This is a genomic window from Mucilaginibacter lappiensis, from assembly GCF_900155965.1.
GTDB lineage: Bacteria > Bacteroidota > Bacteroidia > Sphingobacteriales > Sphingobacteriaceae > Mucilaginibacter > Mucilaginibacter lappiensis.
The window spans coordinates 45,131-60,940 of sequence record NZ_FTMG01000019.1 but is presented as its reverse complement, the minus strand read 5'-3'; the positions used below and the strand labels follow the sequence as shown (position 1 = coordinate 60,940).

Below are 15,810 nucleotides of genomic sequence, written 5' to 3'. Positions count from 1 at the left end.
AATCTGTTTACTAACTTCGCATAAACAAAGGAGGGAACGGCCAACATACCATTACACAGACATACCATCTTACTAAAATATAAGCGTTAAGCTTTGTTTGTTCAGCTCTCGGGAAACCTAGGAAATTTCACAGTAAAGCAGAATAAGCAGGTTCAACGCCCACGCGCAAGCGTAGGGCGAAGACTTGTTTGTTGCTTTACAGGCTCTCCTAGGTGCCTCCGAGGCTCAGACTAAGTTCAGTCCTGCGCTTTCGTGCTTTATTAACCTACCGAAGAGGCTGCCCGGTAACCTAAACAAGATACACACATGAAAAAAGTCCTTCTCCTTGCCTCACTTACAGGCTTAATGCTCTCCTCATGCTCAAAAAAAAGCGATACACCAGCCAAACCTCAAACCCCAATAAGTAAAGCTATTGATGCAAAGTATATCCATGATGGTGCTGACGAAAACTCTTTAGTAGTTGAGTACTCCTCTTTCAATGCCAATGCTGATTGTGATAAGACTGTTTACCAGGCAGCTGTTGAAACTGTACAAGGCGGTAGTGGCATAAATAATGTCACCGTTGTGGGTGCAAACCTAACGATGGTGTTTACGAGGGGTGCGCTTGCTCAACCGGCAACAACCTCATTAACCTATGGTACCAGCCTTTACAAGACCGTAACTCAAAACTGGTCATGGAGTGGCTATCTTACCATCAAAAAGCAGAACACATCTCTAACATCAGACCAATTCAACAAAGCTATTAGTGTCAAAGTCAATGCTGTTAATACAGGTGATGTTGCTGCCATCTCCTCTAAAACGATAGCTGGGGATTTTATGAACGTAGAGTATGCCTTAACAAAGATTGGATCACTGAACTCGCAGTTCTTATCATATGAGGTTCAAGCCAGCACCCCAATCACACTTACTAGCCAATATCAGGTTTCATGCCTTATTCCTGGATTCGTCTCTCCCCAAAGCATCGTGGTACTTGATATATCAAAGGTATCGCCCACAGTTCAGCAAAAAGATTTGGGAGGTGGAGTTACGTCATACACGCAGACCCTGGACTATAATGGAGTGAGTAAATCGCTTTCTCAGTACATAGCTGGAAGGTACTTTGTAGAGAAGGTCTATCCGATAGTAAAGTAATCATCGTAGTTATTAACCATCAATCAGAACACGTATGTCTGCTAATAAACTTCGACTTATCATATGGTTTGTCTTGAGTACAGTGCTTTATATCATATTATCTATAGTCCATCTAACACCGGACTTCAGTGAATGGGCTGCTATTTCCAGGGGCATCTTCGTAGTGGGAACACTGGGTTTCGCTATTTGGGTGATAGTCTCACCGTCTGATAAGTAATAACGAGAGGGCTTGTCTAAACAAGCCCTCTTTTGTTAACCTTAATTGTCGTTAAATTAGGATATGGAACTAAACCAAATAGAAAAATCGTTCAAACAAGCGATCTCAGAACTTAACCGGATAAATGGGCGGTTATATGTTCTTAATAGCTTTGTTACCCAGACAAAGGACAGGATCGAAAAGGAAAGTTCGATAAGTCATGAACTTATGACTTCCGGACTAGCGTTTAGAGATATAACGCTGGACAAGGAGGCGGAATCTAATTTATTTATGTCCACAGACTATTACAGGCTGCACAGATTAAACCTAAACGATGAGGTGGACATGATTATTAGCCGTGAAAGCCTATTTCAGGTATCACAAGCCTATGAGATTGTAGAGTCTTTTCTCTACAGTCTTGTTGCTGAACTCATTAGGTTAAAAAGCAGCTTACAGTTGTTTGTAAACACAAACACTAATAGCAGTACTTTCGCCTCTATACGCAAAGCTCTAAAAGGATTTGGGGAAAGGAAGAACAACCGACATTTGCTATCCATACTAAGAGCGAACGCAAGCGTTTTCCGTGAGTTTGAAAAGGAAAATATTTATGACCTGGATTTCGAGCAGTGGTATGAAATGCTTAGTGAAGTCAGACATTGTGTTACTCACAGTCGATCTGTTGTAACTCCGGAGATTAAAAAGGCTTTACCAAAGTGTTTCAACGATTTTTTTGAAATAAAAAAGTATGGAGAGGAGGAGGTGATCTTTGTTAATGAATCGAATGGTAGGGAAATCATCTCACGTATCGCAGACTATATCTTTCTTGTGTACAAAGCCGTAGCGGAACTTTGCTACGAAACTGAGATTAATTTCCATAGCATTGTACCGATATTGAACCCTGAGTAACATAAGCCCACACTTACCTTTCCCGCTTCTGTTGCTTACAACAGGAAAGGTAAGCTGTGCTTATGGCTGGACGCAGAGGCCATCCACACACCAGGAAGAGCGGTGTTCTTCACTTATAAGCTGAAACAACAAATCACGCCAGGCTTCACATCGCTCAATAAGTGCTACGCACACATTTCACTCCGTTGCTTTCATACCCACGCTCTATAGGTGGACATTATTTCTTTATAGGCTTTTACACTATACCAATTCTAAAGAAAATGTCCCACCTGTGCCTATAGGAAGCAGCCTGTCATGCCTGTTGTGGTAGCAAAGTCGTTCAGAACATGAGCTGTCTCTGTCTTTATATACCTTTCGCTTATGCTACGCTTTTACTTGGTCTGTTCGACCAGGTAACGCTTGCAACACTCAATATCTATAAAGTCAGGCGCTCATTATAACTTTTGCTCACCTGCGGCTTCTCTCGGGCTTCATCACTGTCATAGCTTTTGAATAGTCAATAGCACTACCCCACGCAATCAAAAGGCAACGCCAGTGCCTTGTGAAGCATTCTGTGAAGTCGCTGCTTTGCAGCTGTCTCTTCACAGACCCTCGTTCAATTCGCAGGCGGTTCGCAGACTCATATGATTAAGTAGTATATTACACATCTATACACATATACTCATGCAATTTTGTGAATTTACGAACGAGATGAAAGAGGGAATTGTCAAGGCTTATCAGCACTCATTCCTGATGTCGGATGAATTGTTCGACAGCCCATATGATTTCTTTAAAGATTGTGCAGATGATCTTGAGGCGCACGTTAATTATTTGACGCCTTATATCCTAAGGGAAAATATTAAACCGCAAACGGATGATGGTAAGTTCAATCTGAACTACCTATCTGTAGACTATTGCTTAGGCGTAGATTTACCAATATACGTAAGCAAAGAAGGAAACACTAAACGTGCTTTTATAATCGCGGAAGACCCTTTGCGTAATCCCAATGATGAACGGATTAAAGTAAGTCAAGAGCACACTTTATTGAGTACCCCTTTCGCAACTCATTTAGACGCTTGTCGCAAGCAGTTAAAGGAATATTGGGATTTTCACGATGCCTTGCTTAACAATCAGTTCAACGTTTACATCACGGACATAAATAAAATTTGGCTAAAAAGGAACAACGTAAACAAGGAGAGAATCCCCGGTGATCTTGCGATAAACTTTAAACGAACCTTACAAGCTGAAATAGAACTGATCAACCCCGATATCATTATAGTCTATGGCAAGAAGTCGGCTATGGCATACGATGACTTAAACATTCCGTTTAATGGCGTACTGAAAGCTTTCCCACACCCATCAAAAAGCGCCAATGGCACATGGAAGAAGTTGTTTCAAATAACTTACCCAGGCATTGAAAAAAGCTGTACGGCACAGAATAAGGTAGCTTATATGATAGAACAAACTCTAATATCAGCTTAACGATTTCTTATGAAGCATTCTTTGTAGCCGCACTTCGTGCTATCTCTACAAAGATCCTCTCCTCTATTCGCAGGCGGTTCGCAGACTCGTATTTTTTTATATATTAGTAATATGTTAGAAGAGTTATTTACAGCTTATGGCTGCACTATTACACGGGTTGGCACAGGTAATGAAACTATCGCATGTTATAGAATAAGATGCAAATCCATAAATCTTGATACATCGTTTAATTGGTATACGAATGATAATCCAATTGGAAAGACATTGAAAGGAACCTTACACGGCTTACTCGCCGTGCTTTTTAATGGAAGTACCTTTGATCAGTATGAGGTTTATGATGAAACAAAACTACAAGCTTTCATAAGAAGTCACTATGTTGTGCTTACACCTGATGAAAAATTGAACAGTGTGTTAGAATATATTCAAAGTCTTACCACTTTCGACGGACAGACAGTAGTATTAAAGAGGCCAACAGAGATTATAATTGCTAAAATGTATTTCTATAACGTTAATGAATGGAGTTTTTATTTAAGTAGTACTATAGAGCAAGGTTATGTATCAGAGCGTACGATTTCAAGCCCTAGTCCAGATCCGACAACAATAAAAAGTCACAGGTTGACAGTAAAAGGCTTAAGTCAACTTATTAAAATTAATGCAAGTAAGAAGTCGAAAGTCTGCTTTATCGCGATGGCGTTTGTAAGTGATATGTTTGAGGTATTGGAAGATGCTATTAAACCAGCTTTGACAAATACCGGCTTTAATCACTATGTAGTCAGTGAAGAGCATGTTGATTCAGATAAGACTTTAAATGATGCGATAATAGCTGGAATAAAGAAGGCACGGTTCACGATCGCTGACTTTACTTACCATCGTGGCGGTGTTTATTTCGAAGCGGGATACGCTCTGGGTAGAGGTCAAAAAGTGATTTACACATGCAGGGAAGACGAAATGAGTAAGGCGCACTTCGATATAAGGAACTATCAGCATATAGTTTGGTCTAATGCAAGCGACTTCAAACAGAAACTCATTAACAAAATAGAAGCTTTCATTAAAGAATAACATAATAGGGTATTATTGTTATATTAGGGCATTAAACCGCATCACATTAAACCATAATTTAATGCCAGAATTAAAACGATACAGACTGTTTGCTAGCCATGCATGGCACCGATCTGAAGAGTACCTTAGAGTGTTTGAGTTTCTTGACAACGCCAATAACTTTATCTATGCAAATTATAGCGTTCCAGTAGATAGGGCTTTTGATAATATGACGAATTCCCAACTGGAGGAACAGATTAGAAACCAAATTCGCCCTGTTCAATGTGTAATTATACTTGGTGGATTATATGTATCTTATAGTTCATGGATACAATTTGAAATTGATTTTGCAAAAAGCCTATCAAAGCCTATTATAGGTATAATACCAAGAGGAGCGCAAAGAATGCCAACAGCAGTACAGAATGCTGCAAATATCGTTGTCGGATGGAATACAAGCTCAATCGTAAATGCAATCAGAGACTATTCGTTATAAGGTTATTTCAGAGGATTTACCTGAGTTGTATGATGCAGCTAATACTGCATCATTAAGAGCCCAAAAAGGTCATTTAACAATTATCAAAGGATATATTGTTTTATTGGTCATTGGTTCAATCCTTACGATGTATTCGGAGAAAATCGATAATGCGCCAAGCTATGCTATCTTTCTTTTTTTAGGTAGCTTGTGTTTGACAATCCTTCAAGCGTATAAAAGATTTGATAAGATATGGTACAATGGAAGAGCCGTTGCTGAGTCTATAAAGACAAGATCTTGGCGGTATATGATGAAAGCTGAACCTTATAAAGACCAAGGGAATAATGAATTAGTAAACTCATCATTTAGGTCGGAACTAAAGGAAATTCTTCGAGAAAATTCAAGTCTCGGGTCACACTTAGATACAGGAGGCGAACTTAGAGAATCGGTTACTCCAAAGATGATTCTTATTAGGTCCCTCGATTTGGAAAGTAGAAAAGAAATTTATAGAAACGAAAGAATTGATGACCAGCGGAAATGGTATGCTATTAAGGCAGTCAAAAACAAACGTGCTGGGAACTCGTGGTTTGTTACATTGGTTGTTGTTCATGTGATGATAATTTGCTTCTTAGTTGTTAAGATTTCTCACCCTCATATACTTTTACCCGCTGATACTTTTATTGTTATAGCCGCCTCAATCGTAACATGGACACAAGTAAAAAGATATCACGACCTGTCAACATCTTACACCCTTACCGCGCGAGAAATAGGTATTATTAAGGGGGATAGCGAATCTGTTAGAACTGAAGACGGCTTTTCAGATTTTGTTAAAGATGCAGAGAATGCCTTTTCAAGGGAGCATACACAGTGGTATGCGAGAAAAGATACTTGAATCAAGCATAATATCAAGTTAAAACTTAAATTACATGGCTAAAAGACCTACAACCAGTTCAACAACCAATAAAAGTGAATCCAAAGAACTAATAATAAATTCTAAAGCTCCTTTAGTTTTCATTAGCCACGACACAAGAGATGGTGATTTAGCAGAAGAGTTTAGTAACCTCCTAAGAAATGCCAGTGCAGGGGCATTAAAATCCTTTCGCTCCTCGGATAGAAAAGGCACACAAGGTATAGAATATGGGGAAGAATGGTATCCTGCAATTATGGATAAAATCGATGAGGCATCTGATGTAGTTTGTTTACTTACCAAACATAGTGTTGATCGGCCATGGATACTTTATGAGGCTGGTGTAGCAAAAGGGAAATTAGATAAAAAGGTACTTGGAATTGCTCTCGGCATTCCATTAAGAGTAGCCGTTTCGGGGCCATTTGCCCAATTTCAGAATAATGATGGAGATGTTGAGTCTGTAACAAACTTAGTCATGACATTAGTAAAGAAAGTGCCTGGGCTAGATCCGGACCAAACGCAGGTAAAAACGCTTGTTCAAGGATTTGTAGTTCGATGCATTGAAATTATTGATAATCAGAATAGTGGTGTTGCCGCTGAATCTGTTGAAGAAAACGCTGTTGCAAAACTCTTTGAGGAAGTAAAAATTATGTTTGATGCATTACCCTCTCGAATCGAAAATAGAGTTGACCCAAACTTTAACAGAAGAAGACGGAGGGTTCATCCTATGATGGTGGAAGAGATGTTACATATGGGAAAAGAATCAAAAGATCCACTTTTGGGTTTCCTTATGATGGTGAGTTTATTTAGAGAAGATTTTCCTTGGCTATATGAAGTAGGATTGGATACTTACAGGACTTTAAAATCGTTTAAAACATCAATCCAAACGAAAAGAGCCATTTCTACTTTTGAAAGTGCGTTAGAGATGGCAGGGCATCCACTAATGCGCGAATTTCTGGATAGATCGGAAGATAGTTTATTTTTATTCAAAGAAATGAGGCATGTAACTCGACATTATTTGGAGCGTTTCATAAATCATAATGATCATACTGACGATAAGGATAGAAATGATTAAAATTTTATTTAAGATTTATATTTAATATTATATATGAAGCCTAGACTATTTATCGGCTCTTCAACAGAAAATCTTGAAATTGCTAATGCATTACAAGTAAATCTGGAATACGATGCAATTGTAACGGTATGGAATCAAGGAGTTTTTAATATATCATCTAATGCCTTAAATGATCTTATGGAAGCTTTAGATAGCTTTGATTTTGCCATATTTATATTTCAGCCCGATGACATTACTACAATTAGAAACAATAAATATCAGACGGTCAGGGATAATATAATTTTTGAGTTAGGTTTGTTTCTTGGTCGGCTTGGCAAAGAGAAAGTCTTTTATCTAACAGATAGGGAAACGACAAATCTACATTTACCGACTGATTTAATAGGGCTCTCTCCAGGAACATATGATAGCAAAAGGGAGGATAATAATTTACAGGCTGCTTTAGGGCCATTTTGTTTTGAGGTTAGAAAGAAACTAAAAGCTTTTCTCGTCGAAAGCTTAATTGACTTTAAAGATGAGACTATGAAGGCAAAGAAGTTAGCGGCTGAGCGACCAGATCTATGGGAATTTGATTTAGCTATAGAATTACTTGATTCTAAGCTTAAACCGATCAAAGAAAGTTATTCTGAATTGGAAAAAGGTCTCCTGGTTAGACGTTTAAAAAGTATTAGTAATTCTGCCCTTTCGAAGTTTTACGAAGATTCCTTAACATCTTTTATTGCATTAAACGACCAGTTTATGCGAACTATAAATGAGCTGAAAAACTCTTTCGGTCCTCTTGGGGTAGCCGGCAATGCGCTTGAGATCAAGAATACTGTTCAGCGATTAGTGCTTTTGTGTAAAGAGCTTTTATCGTGGGAATATGAGGTTTATTCAATTAGTCCGTCAGATGAGCTTATGGAGGTAAAAACTTATATGCAAGGATGGAGCAGTTTCCTTGTTGATCATATTTACAATATTGGGCCAATGTTAAAATCATCAATTGATTCGGTCCGGTTAGGTGAAAGCGACAATATAGAAATCAATTTAACAATAGACGCACCAAGCACATTATCAAAACCATTAGAGATATTCCAAAGATATCTTGCTATATATGGTTCTCTAGATTAAATATTCTCATCACAAGTTTAGGCTAAGAGGAAGAATGGCACAAACTAATAACCGAACTAATAAGCTTAATCCAAGAAAATAACATACCCCTATAAAAGGGAAATTCTCTGTTTTGTTGGATTGCTGTGACGACCCGATAGCTCAGTCGGTAGAGCTTGCGTCATAACGAAACCCCATTAATAATTGTTGTTGCCTGCCTTTTAGGCTGATCTCTTAAAGGCTTAGATAGGTGAAGAATGAATTACTATGCAAAGTTACACTTATAGCTTCTGTAGCGTGCAAGAGCTTCCGGCATAAACCCACAGGGCTTCTGCACCACCCATTTATTCCTTTTCCATCTTGCACTTGGTTGCTACAAGTGTGGAGTGGTATCGTAATTCATTCACTCACTAAATCAAACACATTATGGGACAGAAACAGAATAAGAGCTATCTTTATGGAGCTCAAAATGCGCCAAGAATGCGCCAAATGCTTACCAAAACACCTATTATACGAACCGGAAAGTAATTAAACAGATTAATAGCCTACGGGCTGTGATACAAGCAAACAACAGTTAACAATATCAGAAAACTGCGTTTGGAGCTTACAGAGGCGCTTTAGCCATAAAAAAAGTCTCTTAGTATGACTAAGAGACTTTGAGGTTGTGGTATCAGCTGGGATCGAACCAGCGACACAAGGATTTTCAGTCCTTTGCTCTACCGACTGAGCTATGATACCTTCGTTTGGGGAGTGCAAATGTAGCTTTTTTTTTATGTTTGAAAAGTTTTTTTTGAAAAAAGTTTAAAAATATTCTCTGGAGAATACTTGCCGGTTTTTGAAATTAAACAATTCGGCAGTTAATCAGTTACTTAGCTTTAAAGATATTTTTCAATCCTAAAACATTTTTCTCTTTCAACAATTCAATTAACTTTGAATAAAATACTATGCACGCATAATGATTGCACAAGTTATATTTATTATCATTTTAGGGGTTGCCGTTTACCTGTTTGCCAAAAACGTAGCTAAAATAAGGCGTAATATTTTGCTGGGAAAAGATACTGACCGATCTGACCAGTCCTCCGAGCGCTGGAAAGTGATGGCAAAGGTAGCTCTTGGACAAACCAAGATGGTAAAACGTCCGCTGGCTGCCGTCCTGCACTTTTTTGTTTATGTAGGTTTTGTGATCATTAATCTTGAGGTGCTCGAAATCATGATTGATGGTGTTTTCGGCTCTCATCGTATATTTTCTCATCCCCTGGGTGGTTTATATGATTTACTAATAGGCGCTTTTGAAGTGCTGGCGTTGTTGGTGCTTACCGCATGTATCGTTTTCCTGTGCCGACGTAACATTGTTCATTTAAAACGCTTTACAGGTGTGGAGATGACCAAATGGCCAAAGTCTGATGCCAATTATATACTCATCACGGAAATTTTGTTGATGAGTGCTTTTTTAACTATGAACGCGGCCGATTATAAACTGCAGTTATTACATTTTAGTCATTATGTTAAAGCCGGCAGTTTTCCGGTAAGTTCGCTGATAGCTCCCATATTGCCCGATAACGCTGCCACTTTGGAAATTGTTGAACGGGTATGCTGGTGGTTTCACATTATAGGGATATTGGCATTTTTAAATTATTTGCCTTATTCCAAGCATTTTCATATCCTGTTGGCTTTCCCCAATACTTACTATTCTAACTTAAATAATAAGGGGAAATTTACCAATATGGCATCAGTTACCAATGAGGTAAAAGCTATGCTCGATCCCTCTTTTGTGCCTGAGAGTACAGGTGAACCTGCACGTTTCGGCGCTAAAGACGTTACAGATTTGAGCTGGAAAAACCTGATGGAAGCTTATACCTGTACAGAGTGCGGCAGATGTACTTCGGTATGTCCCGCTAATATTACGGGCAAGCTGCTGTCGCCCCGGAAAATTATGATGGATACGCGCGACAGGCTTACCGAAGTAGGTAATAACCTGGATAAGCACGGAAAAGACCATGATGATGGTAAAGCTTTATTGGATAGCTACATTACCCGTGAAGAGCTTTGGGCTTGTACCACCTGTAATGCCTGCGCTGATGCCTGTCCGGTAAATATTAATCCCTTGGAAATCATTACCGAAATGCGCCGTTATATTGTAATGGAAGAGTCGCAAGCGCCGGCCAGCCTCAACAATATGTTTGGCAATGTAGAAAATAATGGAGCTCCATGGAAATATAGCCAGGCTGATAGGTTTAATTGGGCTGATAATGAGTAAGCAGACTGCTTATAATGACTAATGATATGTTACAGGATATAGCAACTACCGAATCAAAATATAAACTATTTATAGAAAAAGTGGCAGCATCAAAACTGGTATGGGCGTTAAAAAGCAAAAATGGCTGGGCCAACTCTCATTCTAATGACAGCGAAGATGTTGATGTAATTCCATTTTGGTCGGACAGAGCTTATGCTAAGCTTTGTGCCAGGGATGATTGGAAGGGTTATTTGCCCGTTGAAATTCCATTGGCAGAGTTTTTAGAAAGTTGGTGTATAGAGATGGCTGATAATGAAGTTTTAGCCGGTATTAATTGGGATGTCAATATGTTTGGAAAGGAAAGTACTGCTTTAAACGTAGCGCTTGATATTCTTGAACAGCTAAATGCCATTAACTCAGCAATTAGCTTTAAAAATTATAATAGTATAAACGAATTTATAACAGAGATCAGTGAATCGCTTGATTAGCTGAGGAAAATCATAAATAATGGATCAAAAAATACCTACCATGGCCGATATGGCTGCGCAAGGACAAGAACCCGAGATATTGTTCTGGGTTGGTTGTGCCGGTAGTTTTGACGAAAGAGCACAAAAGATAACCCGTGACATTTGTAAAATACTGCAACACGTGGGTATTAATTATGCGGTTTTAGGAACAGAGGAAAGCTGTACCGGTGATCCGGCCAAACGTGCTGGTAACGAGTTTTTATTTCAGATGCTGGCCATGACCAATATACAGGTACTTGATGGCTACAACATCAAAAAAATAGTAACCGGCTGCCCGCATTGTTTCAATACCATCAAAAATGAATATCCGGGTTTAGGCGGCAATTACGAGGTGATCCATCATTCACAATTAATACAACAATTGATTGATGAAGGTAAACTTCGTGCTGAAGGTGGAGAAAGTTTCAAAGGTAAAAGGATTAGTTTTCATGATCCGTGCTATCTGGGCCGGGGTAATAATGTTTATGAAGCGCCACGTGCAGCCCTTGAGATTTTAGATACCGAATTGGTGGAACTCAAACGCTGCAAGTCAAATGGCTTATGTTGCGGTGCTGGTGGCGGCCAAATGTTTAAAGAACCGGAGCCCGGCAAAAAAGAGATTAACATGGAGCGTATGGTAGACATCCTGGAGGCAAAATCCCAGATCGTAGCTGCCGCCTGTCCGTTTTGTATGACCATGCTTACCGATGGTGTAAAACATCATGATAAGGAACAAGAGATACAAGTGTTGGACATAGCAGAGATTACTGTTCGGGCAAATGGTTTATAATATGTCTGGCATAAAAATATATTGCCTGTGTTTTCTGCTTTTTATGGTATCTGCCAATATTAACGCCAGGGATAAAGTAGCTTGTAATAGCTGTCAGCAAAGCAAAAGTATTGAGGATATACTTATAGGTAAAGTATTCAATCTAATTGAAATTAAACGGCTAAACGTCGAATTAAAAAAATATAAGGCCTCAGCTTCTGTCATGATAACTGCCAAGCCAACTTCTGATAGTCCTTATTATGAAGTAACAGTTGGGTATGATGGCCCTGTAAGATTTGAAAGCCGGTACTTTTTCAGGATAAAAAAAGATAGAATAAATCAAAGTAATATTGAGCCTTACATAGAGGTTATGGATATTGCCGAGGCTGATTATGTACCTTTACTTCAATACAGGAAAAAAAGCAACAAATAATTATAAGGCTTTTGCCTTAAAGTAGTTCAGCGCGTTTTTCAAACTATCCAAACGAGCCGAACTCATGTTCCTGACAGGCAGTTCTAACACTGTCGACATAGAGTCGATATCCCCCTTCGGGTCTTCATAAGTTTGAACGATAATATCATCAGCATTGGTGCTTAATTCCAGGGTGCCTGCTTTATCGTCTCCTTGGTATTGTACCTGATTTAAACGGTGTAAATTAAAGGAAAAATACTCCTGCCTACCATGTTGATAAGTTTTTCTGAGGCGCAGAAAATAGTCGTTAGTAAGGGTCAGTTCCCATTTTTTTAATTTAACATCAGGCGGCGGATTGTATGATTCCGTGAGGCACTTATTGCTCCAGCTAAGCCATTCCTGATCGTCTGTTTGTGGCCTGAAGCTATAATTTACCCATCCTGTCAATAAAATGAGGGTAAATACTAAAATCTTTTTTGTTTGCGGCTGAAGTGATTTTTTCATGACAACAAAATGTAACCCGAAGTTAATAAATTGATATTTTTGTAAATGGAATTTTCTCAACACTCAAGAGTTTGGATATATCAGTCAGACAAAAAATTAACTGATTCTGAAGTGGAACAAATACAGCAGGAATTGGATGATTTTACCATCGGATGGACGGCCCACAACAACCAGTTAAAAGCGCGTGCAGAGATCAGGTATAACCGCTTTCTGATTCTAATAGTTGATGAAAGCCAGGCGGGCGCCAGCGGATGCTCCATCGATAAATCGGTTCATTTTATGAAGCACCTGGAGCAGCATTTCCATATCAATCTGTTCGACAGATTTAACCTCGCTTACCGGGAAGGGGAGGAAGTGCTATCGTTACCACGCCATGCTTTTGAAGACCTTTTGAAACAGGGGAAGATAAATACCGAAACCATTGTTTATAATAACATGGTACAAAATATAAGTGAACTGGAAAGCAAATGGGAGGTGCCTTTTAAAAATAGCTGGCATATACAATTATTCAGGGACCTTGTTATTCAATAGCCTATTGTTAAAGTTGGGTTGTTTACATAAATTTAGTGATGGAACAATATGATAACCGTGTAGACATTTATATTAACCAATCCGCTGAATTTGCAAAACCAATACTGGAATATATCCGGGAAGTAGTTCATGAGGCATCACCTCTAATCACCGAGACTATAAAATGGAGTATGCCTTTTTTTGATTATAAGGGGCCCGTGTGTCAAATGGCTGCCTTTAAACAGCACTGTGCCTTTGGTTTCTGGAGATGGTCGCTTATAAGCGGTGATTTAAAGGATAGCAATGATACTTCCGCGGGTAGCTTTGGTCGCATTACAGATATCGCTGATCTGTCGTCAAAGGAAATACTAATCGCTTATGTATTACAGGGGATCGAACTAAACGAAAAAGGCATAAAAAATGCTAGCCCGAAAAAAGCTCCTGCCGAAAAAACTGAATTAGTGATCCCTGATTATTTTATTGATTTTTTAGCTGCTCATCCTAAAGCGGTACAGGTATTTTATGATTTTAGTTATTCCCAAAAAAAGGAATATGTAGAATGGATAACCGAAGCCAAAACAGAAGCTACCCGGCAAAAGAGACTGGAAACAGCCGCAGAGTGGATGAACGAAGGTAAATCAAGAAATTGGAAATATAAGTAGGATTAAAAGTGGGTTTACATGGTTTACACTTTTTATGGTTTATATTGACTTATTTTATTGAATATCAGGAAATTAGATTGATTGTCTTGCAAAATAATGTAAACCCACTTTTTGTCATTTCAGGTCTCTTTCAGGTTTAAGTTAACCCATAAAATTGATCAACTTGAAATTTCAACGGGAGGCACCTACGGAGCCAAAGAACGTGCTTTTTTAGAGCTATAAACAGGTGGCCCCGCTGGGGCCGGCAATGCTTATACTATAATTAGTATACCCGGCCTGCCATTCGGCCTCAGAGAGGCCTCCTGTTTATAGATAAAATTTAAAGAAATGGTGGACTCCAGCGGAGTCTCCTAATCGTGAACTTGCTTTCCGAGTGCTGTTTAGTTCACATTTAGATTTTGTGGGTTAACTTAAACTTTCAGGAGACTCTGAGGTTGCTTCTGAGATCTAACTTTATACCTAAGGGGCCTCTGTGAGAGACCCTTAGGGGACTGAATATAAAAATATGTCATTACAGCAATGACATATGATGGTTTAAGCATTCCAAACCTTTACCAACACAAGCGTCATAAAGCGCAAAGTATTCCTTATATTTAAAAGGAGGGGCTTAAAAATCCAGCGGACCCAGCCTGCGCATGTTTTTCATGATCAGGTACTGCCTGTGCCTCAAATAACGGGTAGGGTTGGTGGCCGACCATCTGAGCGGGCTCGGGAATATAACCGCTATGGCCGCGGCTTCATGTTTGGTAAGGTCAAATGCCGATTTGTGAAAATAAGCCTGCGAGGCGGCTTCTATGCCATAAATACCGTCACCCATTTCAATCTCATTGAGGTAAACCTCCATGATGCGTTTTTTGCTCCAGAAAGTTTCTATCAATACGGTAAAATAAGCTTCAATACCTTTACGCAGTAAGGAACGACCATCCCATAAAAAAACATTCTTGGCTACCTGTTGGGATATAGTACTGCCGCCGATGAGCTTTTTACTGTGCGCATTTTTTTCAATCGCTTTTTCAATGGCCTGGAAATCGAAACCATGATGTTCCAGGAAGGTTTGATCTTCGGCGGCTACAGCTGCCCGTTTCATATTGTCGGAGATATCATCAAAATCTTTCCATTGTTTGTCTATCTTCCAGTCTTTACCGGCAGCTTTGCGCTGAAAGCCACGTTCTATCATGAGCCAGGTAAAGGGAGGGTTTACAAAACGGTATAAAAGCACACCAAACAAGCTTAGCCCTACAAAAAGTAAAAAGGCAAGTTTTATAACTCTAAATAAAAGCCGGGCAATTCCATTGTTTTTAAGTTTTGAAAACCAGGACTTTGATTTTGACCTTTTTTTTGACGATGAGGCAGGGGTGCGTTTCACAATTGATAATAAATGCTATAAAACAAAGAGGGCGTTTTGCATTGGCAAAACACCCTCTAAAATTCTACAATTAAGTTCAAAATCCGAAATCAAAACTCGGAATTCCGAAATATAAATTACTCAGCTACTACTGAGAAAGGAACCTGTACTTTTACTTCTTTGTGCAGGTTTACGTTTGCGATGTAATCACCAACAAACTTAGGCTCCTGATCAAAAGTAATACGACGACGGTCAACTTCAAAGCCTTCTTTTTTCAATGCATCAGCAATTTGAATAGTGTTGATGGCACCGAAAATTTTACCGCTTTCACCGGCTTTAGCGCCAATGTTAAGTTTAACGCCTTCTAAACGGGCAGCTATCGCATCAGCATCCTTGCGGATTTTTTCTTGTTTAAACTGAGCTTGTTTCAAGTTTTCAGCTAAAACTTTGCGAGCGCTTACAGTAGCTAATATGGCGTAGCCTTTTGGTAAAAGGTAGTTACGGCCATAACCTGGTTTAACGTTTACAACATCGTCTTTATCACCTAGGTTTTTTACATCTTGTTTTAAAATAACTTCCATTTTCTGAATCTCC

Annotated in this window: 17 protein-coding genes and 1 tRNA gene; 14 read left to right on the top strand and 4 right to left on the bottom strand. The window is 39.1% G+C overall.

Annotation, left to right across the window (positions count from 1 at the left end; translation table 11 throughout):
- The first annotated feature begins 306 nt into the window (after positions 1-306).
- The 8 genes from BW976_RS25625 (at position 307) to BW976_RS25590 (ending at position 8,293) form a co-directional block, all read left to right on the top strand.
- Positions 307-1,131 (top strand): hypothetical protein, encoded by an 825-nt coding sequence (locus BW976_RS25625; RefSeq protein WP_139332424.1) that lies wholly within the window; start codon positions 307-309, stop codon positions 1,129-1,131.
- A gap of 280 nt (positions 1,132-1,411) precedes the next feature.
- Positions 1,412-2,233: a hypothetical protein gene (locus tag BW976_RS25620; RefSeq protein ID WP_076377949.1), complete on the top strand. Its 822-nt coding sequence runs from the start codon at positions 1,412-1,414 to the stop codon at positions 2,231-2,233.
- A 690-nt stretch (positions 2,234-2,923) separates the two neighbouring features.
- Complete coding sequence (locus BW976_RS25615; protein WP_139332423.1) at positions 2,924-3,694, top strand: uracil-DNA glycosylase family protein; 771 nt, start codon at positions 2,924-2,926, stop codon at positions 3,692-3,694.
- 111 nt (positions 3,695-3,805) lie between these two features.
- A complete protein-coding gene (locus BW976_RS25610; protein WP_076377945.1) occupies positions 3,806-4,753 on the top strand; it encodes a hypothetical protein in 948 nt (315 codons plus the stop codon).
- 61 nt (positions 4,754-4,814) lie between these two features.
- Entirely contained in the window at positions 4,815-5,225 is a 411-nt protein-coding gene (locus tag BW976_RS25605; RefSeq protein WP_076377943.1) for a TIR domain-containing protein, read from the top strand.
- On the top strand, positions 5,200-6,096 hold the full coding sequence (locus BW976_RS25600; protein WP_076377941.1) for a DUF4231 domain-containing protein: 897 nt from the start codon (positions 5,200-5,202) through the stop codon (positions 6,094-6,096). Before BW976_RS25605 ends, BW976_RS25600 begins: the two co-directional genes overlap by 26 nt.
- A gap of 34 nt (positions 6,097-6,130) precedes the next feature.
- A complete protein-coding gene (locus BW976_RS25595) occupies positions 6,131-7,186 on the top strand; it encodes a toll/interleukin-1 receptor domain-containing protein (RefSeq protein WP_076377939.1) in 1,056 nt (351 codons plus the stop codon).
- A 33-nt stretch (positions 7,187-7,219) separates the two neighbouring features.
- Positions 7,220-8,293, top strand: a complete 1,074-nt coding sequence (locus BW976_RS25590) for a nucleotide-binding protein (RefSeq protein ID WP_076377937.1) — start codon at positions 7,220-7,222, stop codon at positions 8,291-8,293.
- 644 nt (positions 8,294-8,937) lie between these two features.
- Here the strand turns inward: BW976_RS25590 and BW976_RS25585 are convergent.
- Positions 8,938-9,010: transfer RNA gene (locus BW976_RS25585), tRNA-Phe, on the bottom strand.
- A gap of 217 nt (positions 9,011-9,227) precedes the next feature.
- On the opposite strand from BW976_RS25585, the gene BW976_RS25580 reads away from it, so the two are divergent.
- The 4 genes from BW976_RS25580 to BW976_RS25565 are packed head-to-tail and all read left to right on the top strand — an operon-like array spanning position 9,228 to position 12,216.
- Positions 9,228-10,529: a 4Fe-4S dicluster domain-containing protein gene (locus tag BW976_RS25580; RefSeq protein ID WP_076377935.1), complete on the top strand. Its 1,302-nt coding sequence runs from the start codon at positions 9,228-9,230 to the stop codon at positions 10,527-10,529.
- 26 nt (positions 10,530-10,555) lie between these two features.
- Entirely contained in the window at positions 10,556-10,996 is a 441-nt protein-coding gene (locus BW976_RS25575) for a DUF2750 domain-containing protein (protein ID WP_076378071.1), read from the top strand.
- A 19-nt stretch (positions 10,997-11,015) separates the two neighbouring features.
- Positions 11,016-11,804: a (Fe-S)-binding protein gene (locus BW976_RS25570; RefSeq protein WP_076377933.1), complete on the top strand. Its 789-nt coding sequence runs from the start codon at positions 11,016-11,018 to the stop codon at positions 11,802-11,804.
- A gap of 1 nt (position 11,805) precedes the next feature.
- Entirely contained in the window at positions 11,806-12,216 is a 411-nt protein-coding gene (locus BW976_RS25565; RefSeq protein ID WP_076377931.1) for a hypothetical protein, read from the top strand.
- On the opposite strand, the gene BW976_RS25560 is transcribed toward BW976_RS25565, so the two are convergent.
- A complete protein-coding gene (locus tag BW976_RS25560) occupies positions 12,217-12,699 on the bottom strand; it encodes a hypothetical protein (RefSeq protein WP_076377929.1) in 483 nt (160 codons plus the stop codon). It lies immediately after the preceding gene.
- A 45-nt stretch (positions 12,700-12,744) separates the two neighbouring features.
- Between BW976_RS25560 and BW976_RS25555 the strand changes: the two genes are divergently transcribed.
- Both BW976_RS25555 and BW976_RS25550 read left to right on the top strand, forming a co-directional pair.
- Positions 12,745-13,230: an ABC transporter ATPase gene (locus BW976_RS25555; protein WP_076377927.1), complete on the top strand. Its 486-nt coding sequence runs from the start codon at positions 12,745-12,747 to the stop codon at positions 13,228-13,230.
- A 38-nt stretch (positions 13,231-13,268) separates the two neighbouring features.
- Positions 13,269-13,871 (top strand): YdeI/OmpD-associated family protein, encoded by a 603-nt coding sequence (locus BW976_RS25550; protein ID WP_076377925.1) that lies wholly within the window; start codon positions 13,269-13,271, stop codon positions 13,869-13,871.
- Positions 13,872-14,478: 607 nt separating this feature from the next.
- On the opposite strand, the gene mtgA is transcribed toward BW976_RS25550, so the two are convergent.
- Positions 14,479-15,159 (bottom strand): monofunctional biosynthetic peptidoglycan transglycosylase, encoded by a 681-nt coding sequence (gene mtgA, locus BW976_RS25545; protein WP_084192360.1) that lies wholly within the window; start codon positions 15,157-15,159, stop codon positions 14,479-14,481.
- Positions 15,160-15,353: 194 nt separating this feature from the next.
- Positions 15,354-15,797, bottom strand: coding sequence for a 50S ribosomal protein L9 (rplI, locus tag BW976_RS25540; RefSeq protein ID WP_076377921.1), 444 nt, complete (start codon positions 15,795-15,797; stop codon positions 15,354-15,356).
- Positions 15,798-15,810: the final 13 nt, after the last annotated feature.

What these genes read in the sequence shown, in the direction of transcription:
- BW976_RS25590 (WP_076377937.1), top strand. Translation starts at nt 7,220, where the DNA reads ATGAAGCCTAGACTATTTATCGGCTCTTCAACAGAAAATCTTGAAATT.
- BW976_RS25595 (WP_076377939.1), top strand. Translation starts at nt 6,131, where the DNA reads ATGGCTAAAAGACCTACAACCAGTTCAACAACCAATAAAAGTGAATCC.
- BW976_RS25580 (WP_076377935.1), top strand. Translation starts at nt 9,228, where the DNA reads ATGATTGCACAAGTTATATTTATTATCATTTTAGGGGTTGCCGTTTAC.
- BW976_RS25550 (WP_076377925.1), top strand. Translation starts at nt 13,269, where the DNA reads ATGGAACAATATGATAACCGTGTAGACATTTATATTAACCAATCCGCT.
- BW976_RS25600 (WP_076377941.1), top strand. Translation starts at nt 5,200, where the DNA reads ATGCAATCAGAGACTATTCGTTATAAGGTTATTTCAGAGGATTTACCT.
- BW976_RS25560 (WP_076377929.1), bottom strand. Translation starts at nt 12,699, where the DNA reads ATGAAAAAATCACTTCAGCCGCAAACAAAAAAGATTTTAGTATTTACC.
- BW976_RS25615 (WP_139332423.1), top strand. Translation starts at nt 2,924, where the DNA reads ATGAAAGAGGGAATTGTCAAGGCTTATCAGCACTCATTCCTGATGTCG.
- BW976_RS25555 (WP_076377927.1), top strand. Translation starts at nt 12,745, where the DNA reads ATGGAATTTTCTCAACACTCAAGAGTTTGGATATATCAGTCAGACAAA.
- rplI (WP_076377921.1), bottom strand. Translation starts at nt 15,797, where the DNA reads ATGGAAGTTATTTTAAAACAAGATGTAAAAAACCTAGGTGATAAAGAC.
- BW976_RS25605 (WP_076377943.1), top strand. Translation starts at nt 4,815, where the DNA reads ATGCCAGAATTAAAACGATACAGACTGTTTGCTAGCCATGCATGGCAC.
- BW976_RS25610 (WP_076377945.1), top strand. Translation starts at nt 3,806, where the DNA reads ATGTTAGAAGAGTTATTTACAGCTTATGGCTGCACTATTACACGGGTT.
- BW976_RS25620 (WP_076377949.1), top strand. Translation starts at nt 1,412, where the DNA reads ATGGAACTAAACCAAATAGAAAAATCGTTCAAACAAGCGATCTCAGAA.
- BW976_RS25570 (WP_076377933.1), top strand. Translation starts at nt 11,016, where the DNA reads ATGGATCAAAAAATACCTACCATGGCCGATATGGCTGCGCAAGGACAA.
- BW976_RS25565 (WP_076377931.1), top strand. Translation starts at nt 11,806, where the DNA reads ATGTCTGGCATAAAAATATATTGCCTGTGTTTTCTGCTTTTTATGGTA.
- BW976_RS25575 (WP_076378071.1), top strand. Translation starts at nt 10,556, where the DNA reads ATGTTACAGGATATAGCAACTACCGAATCAAAATATAAACTATTTATA.
- BW976_RS25625 (WP_139332424.1), top strand. Translation starts at nt 307, where the DNA reads ATGAAAAAAGTCCTTCTCCTTGCCTCACTTACAGGCTTAATGCTCTCC.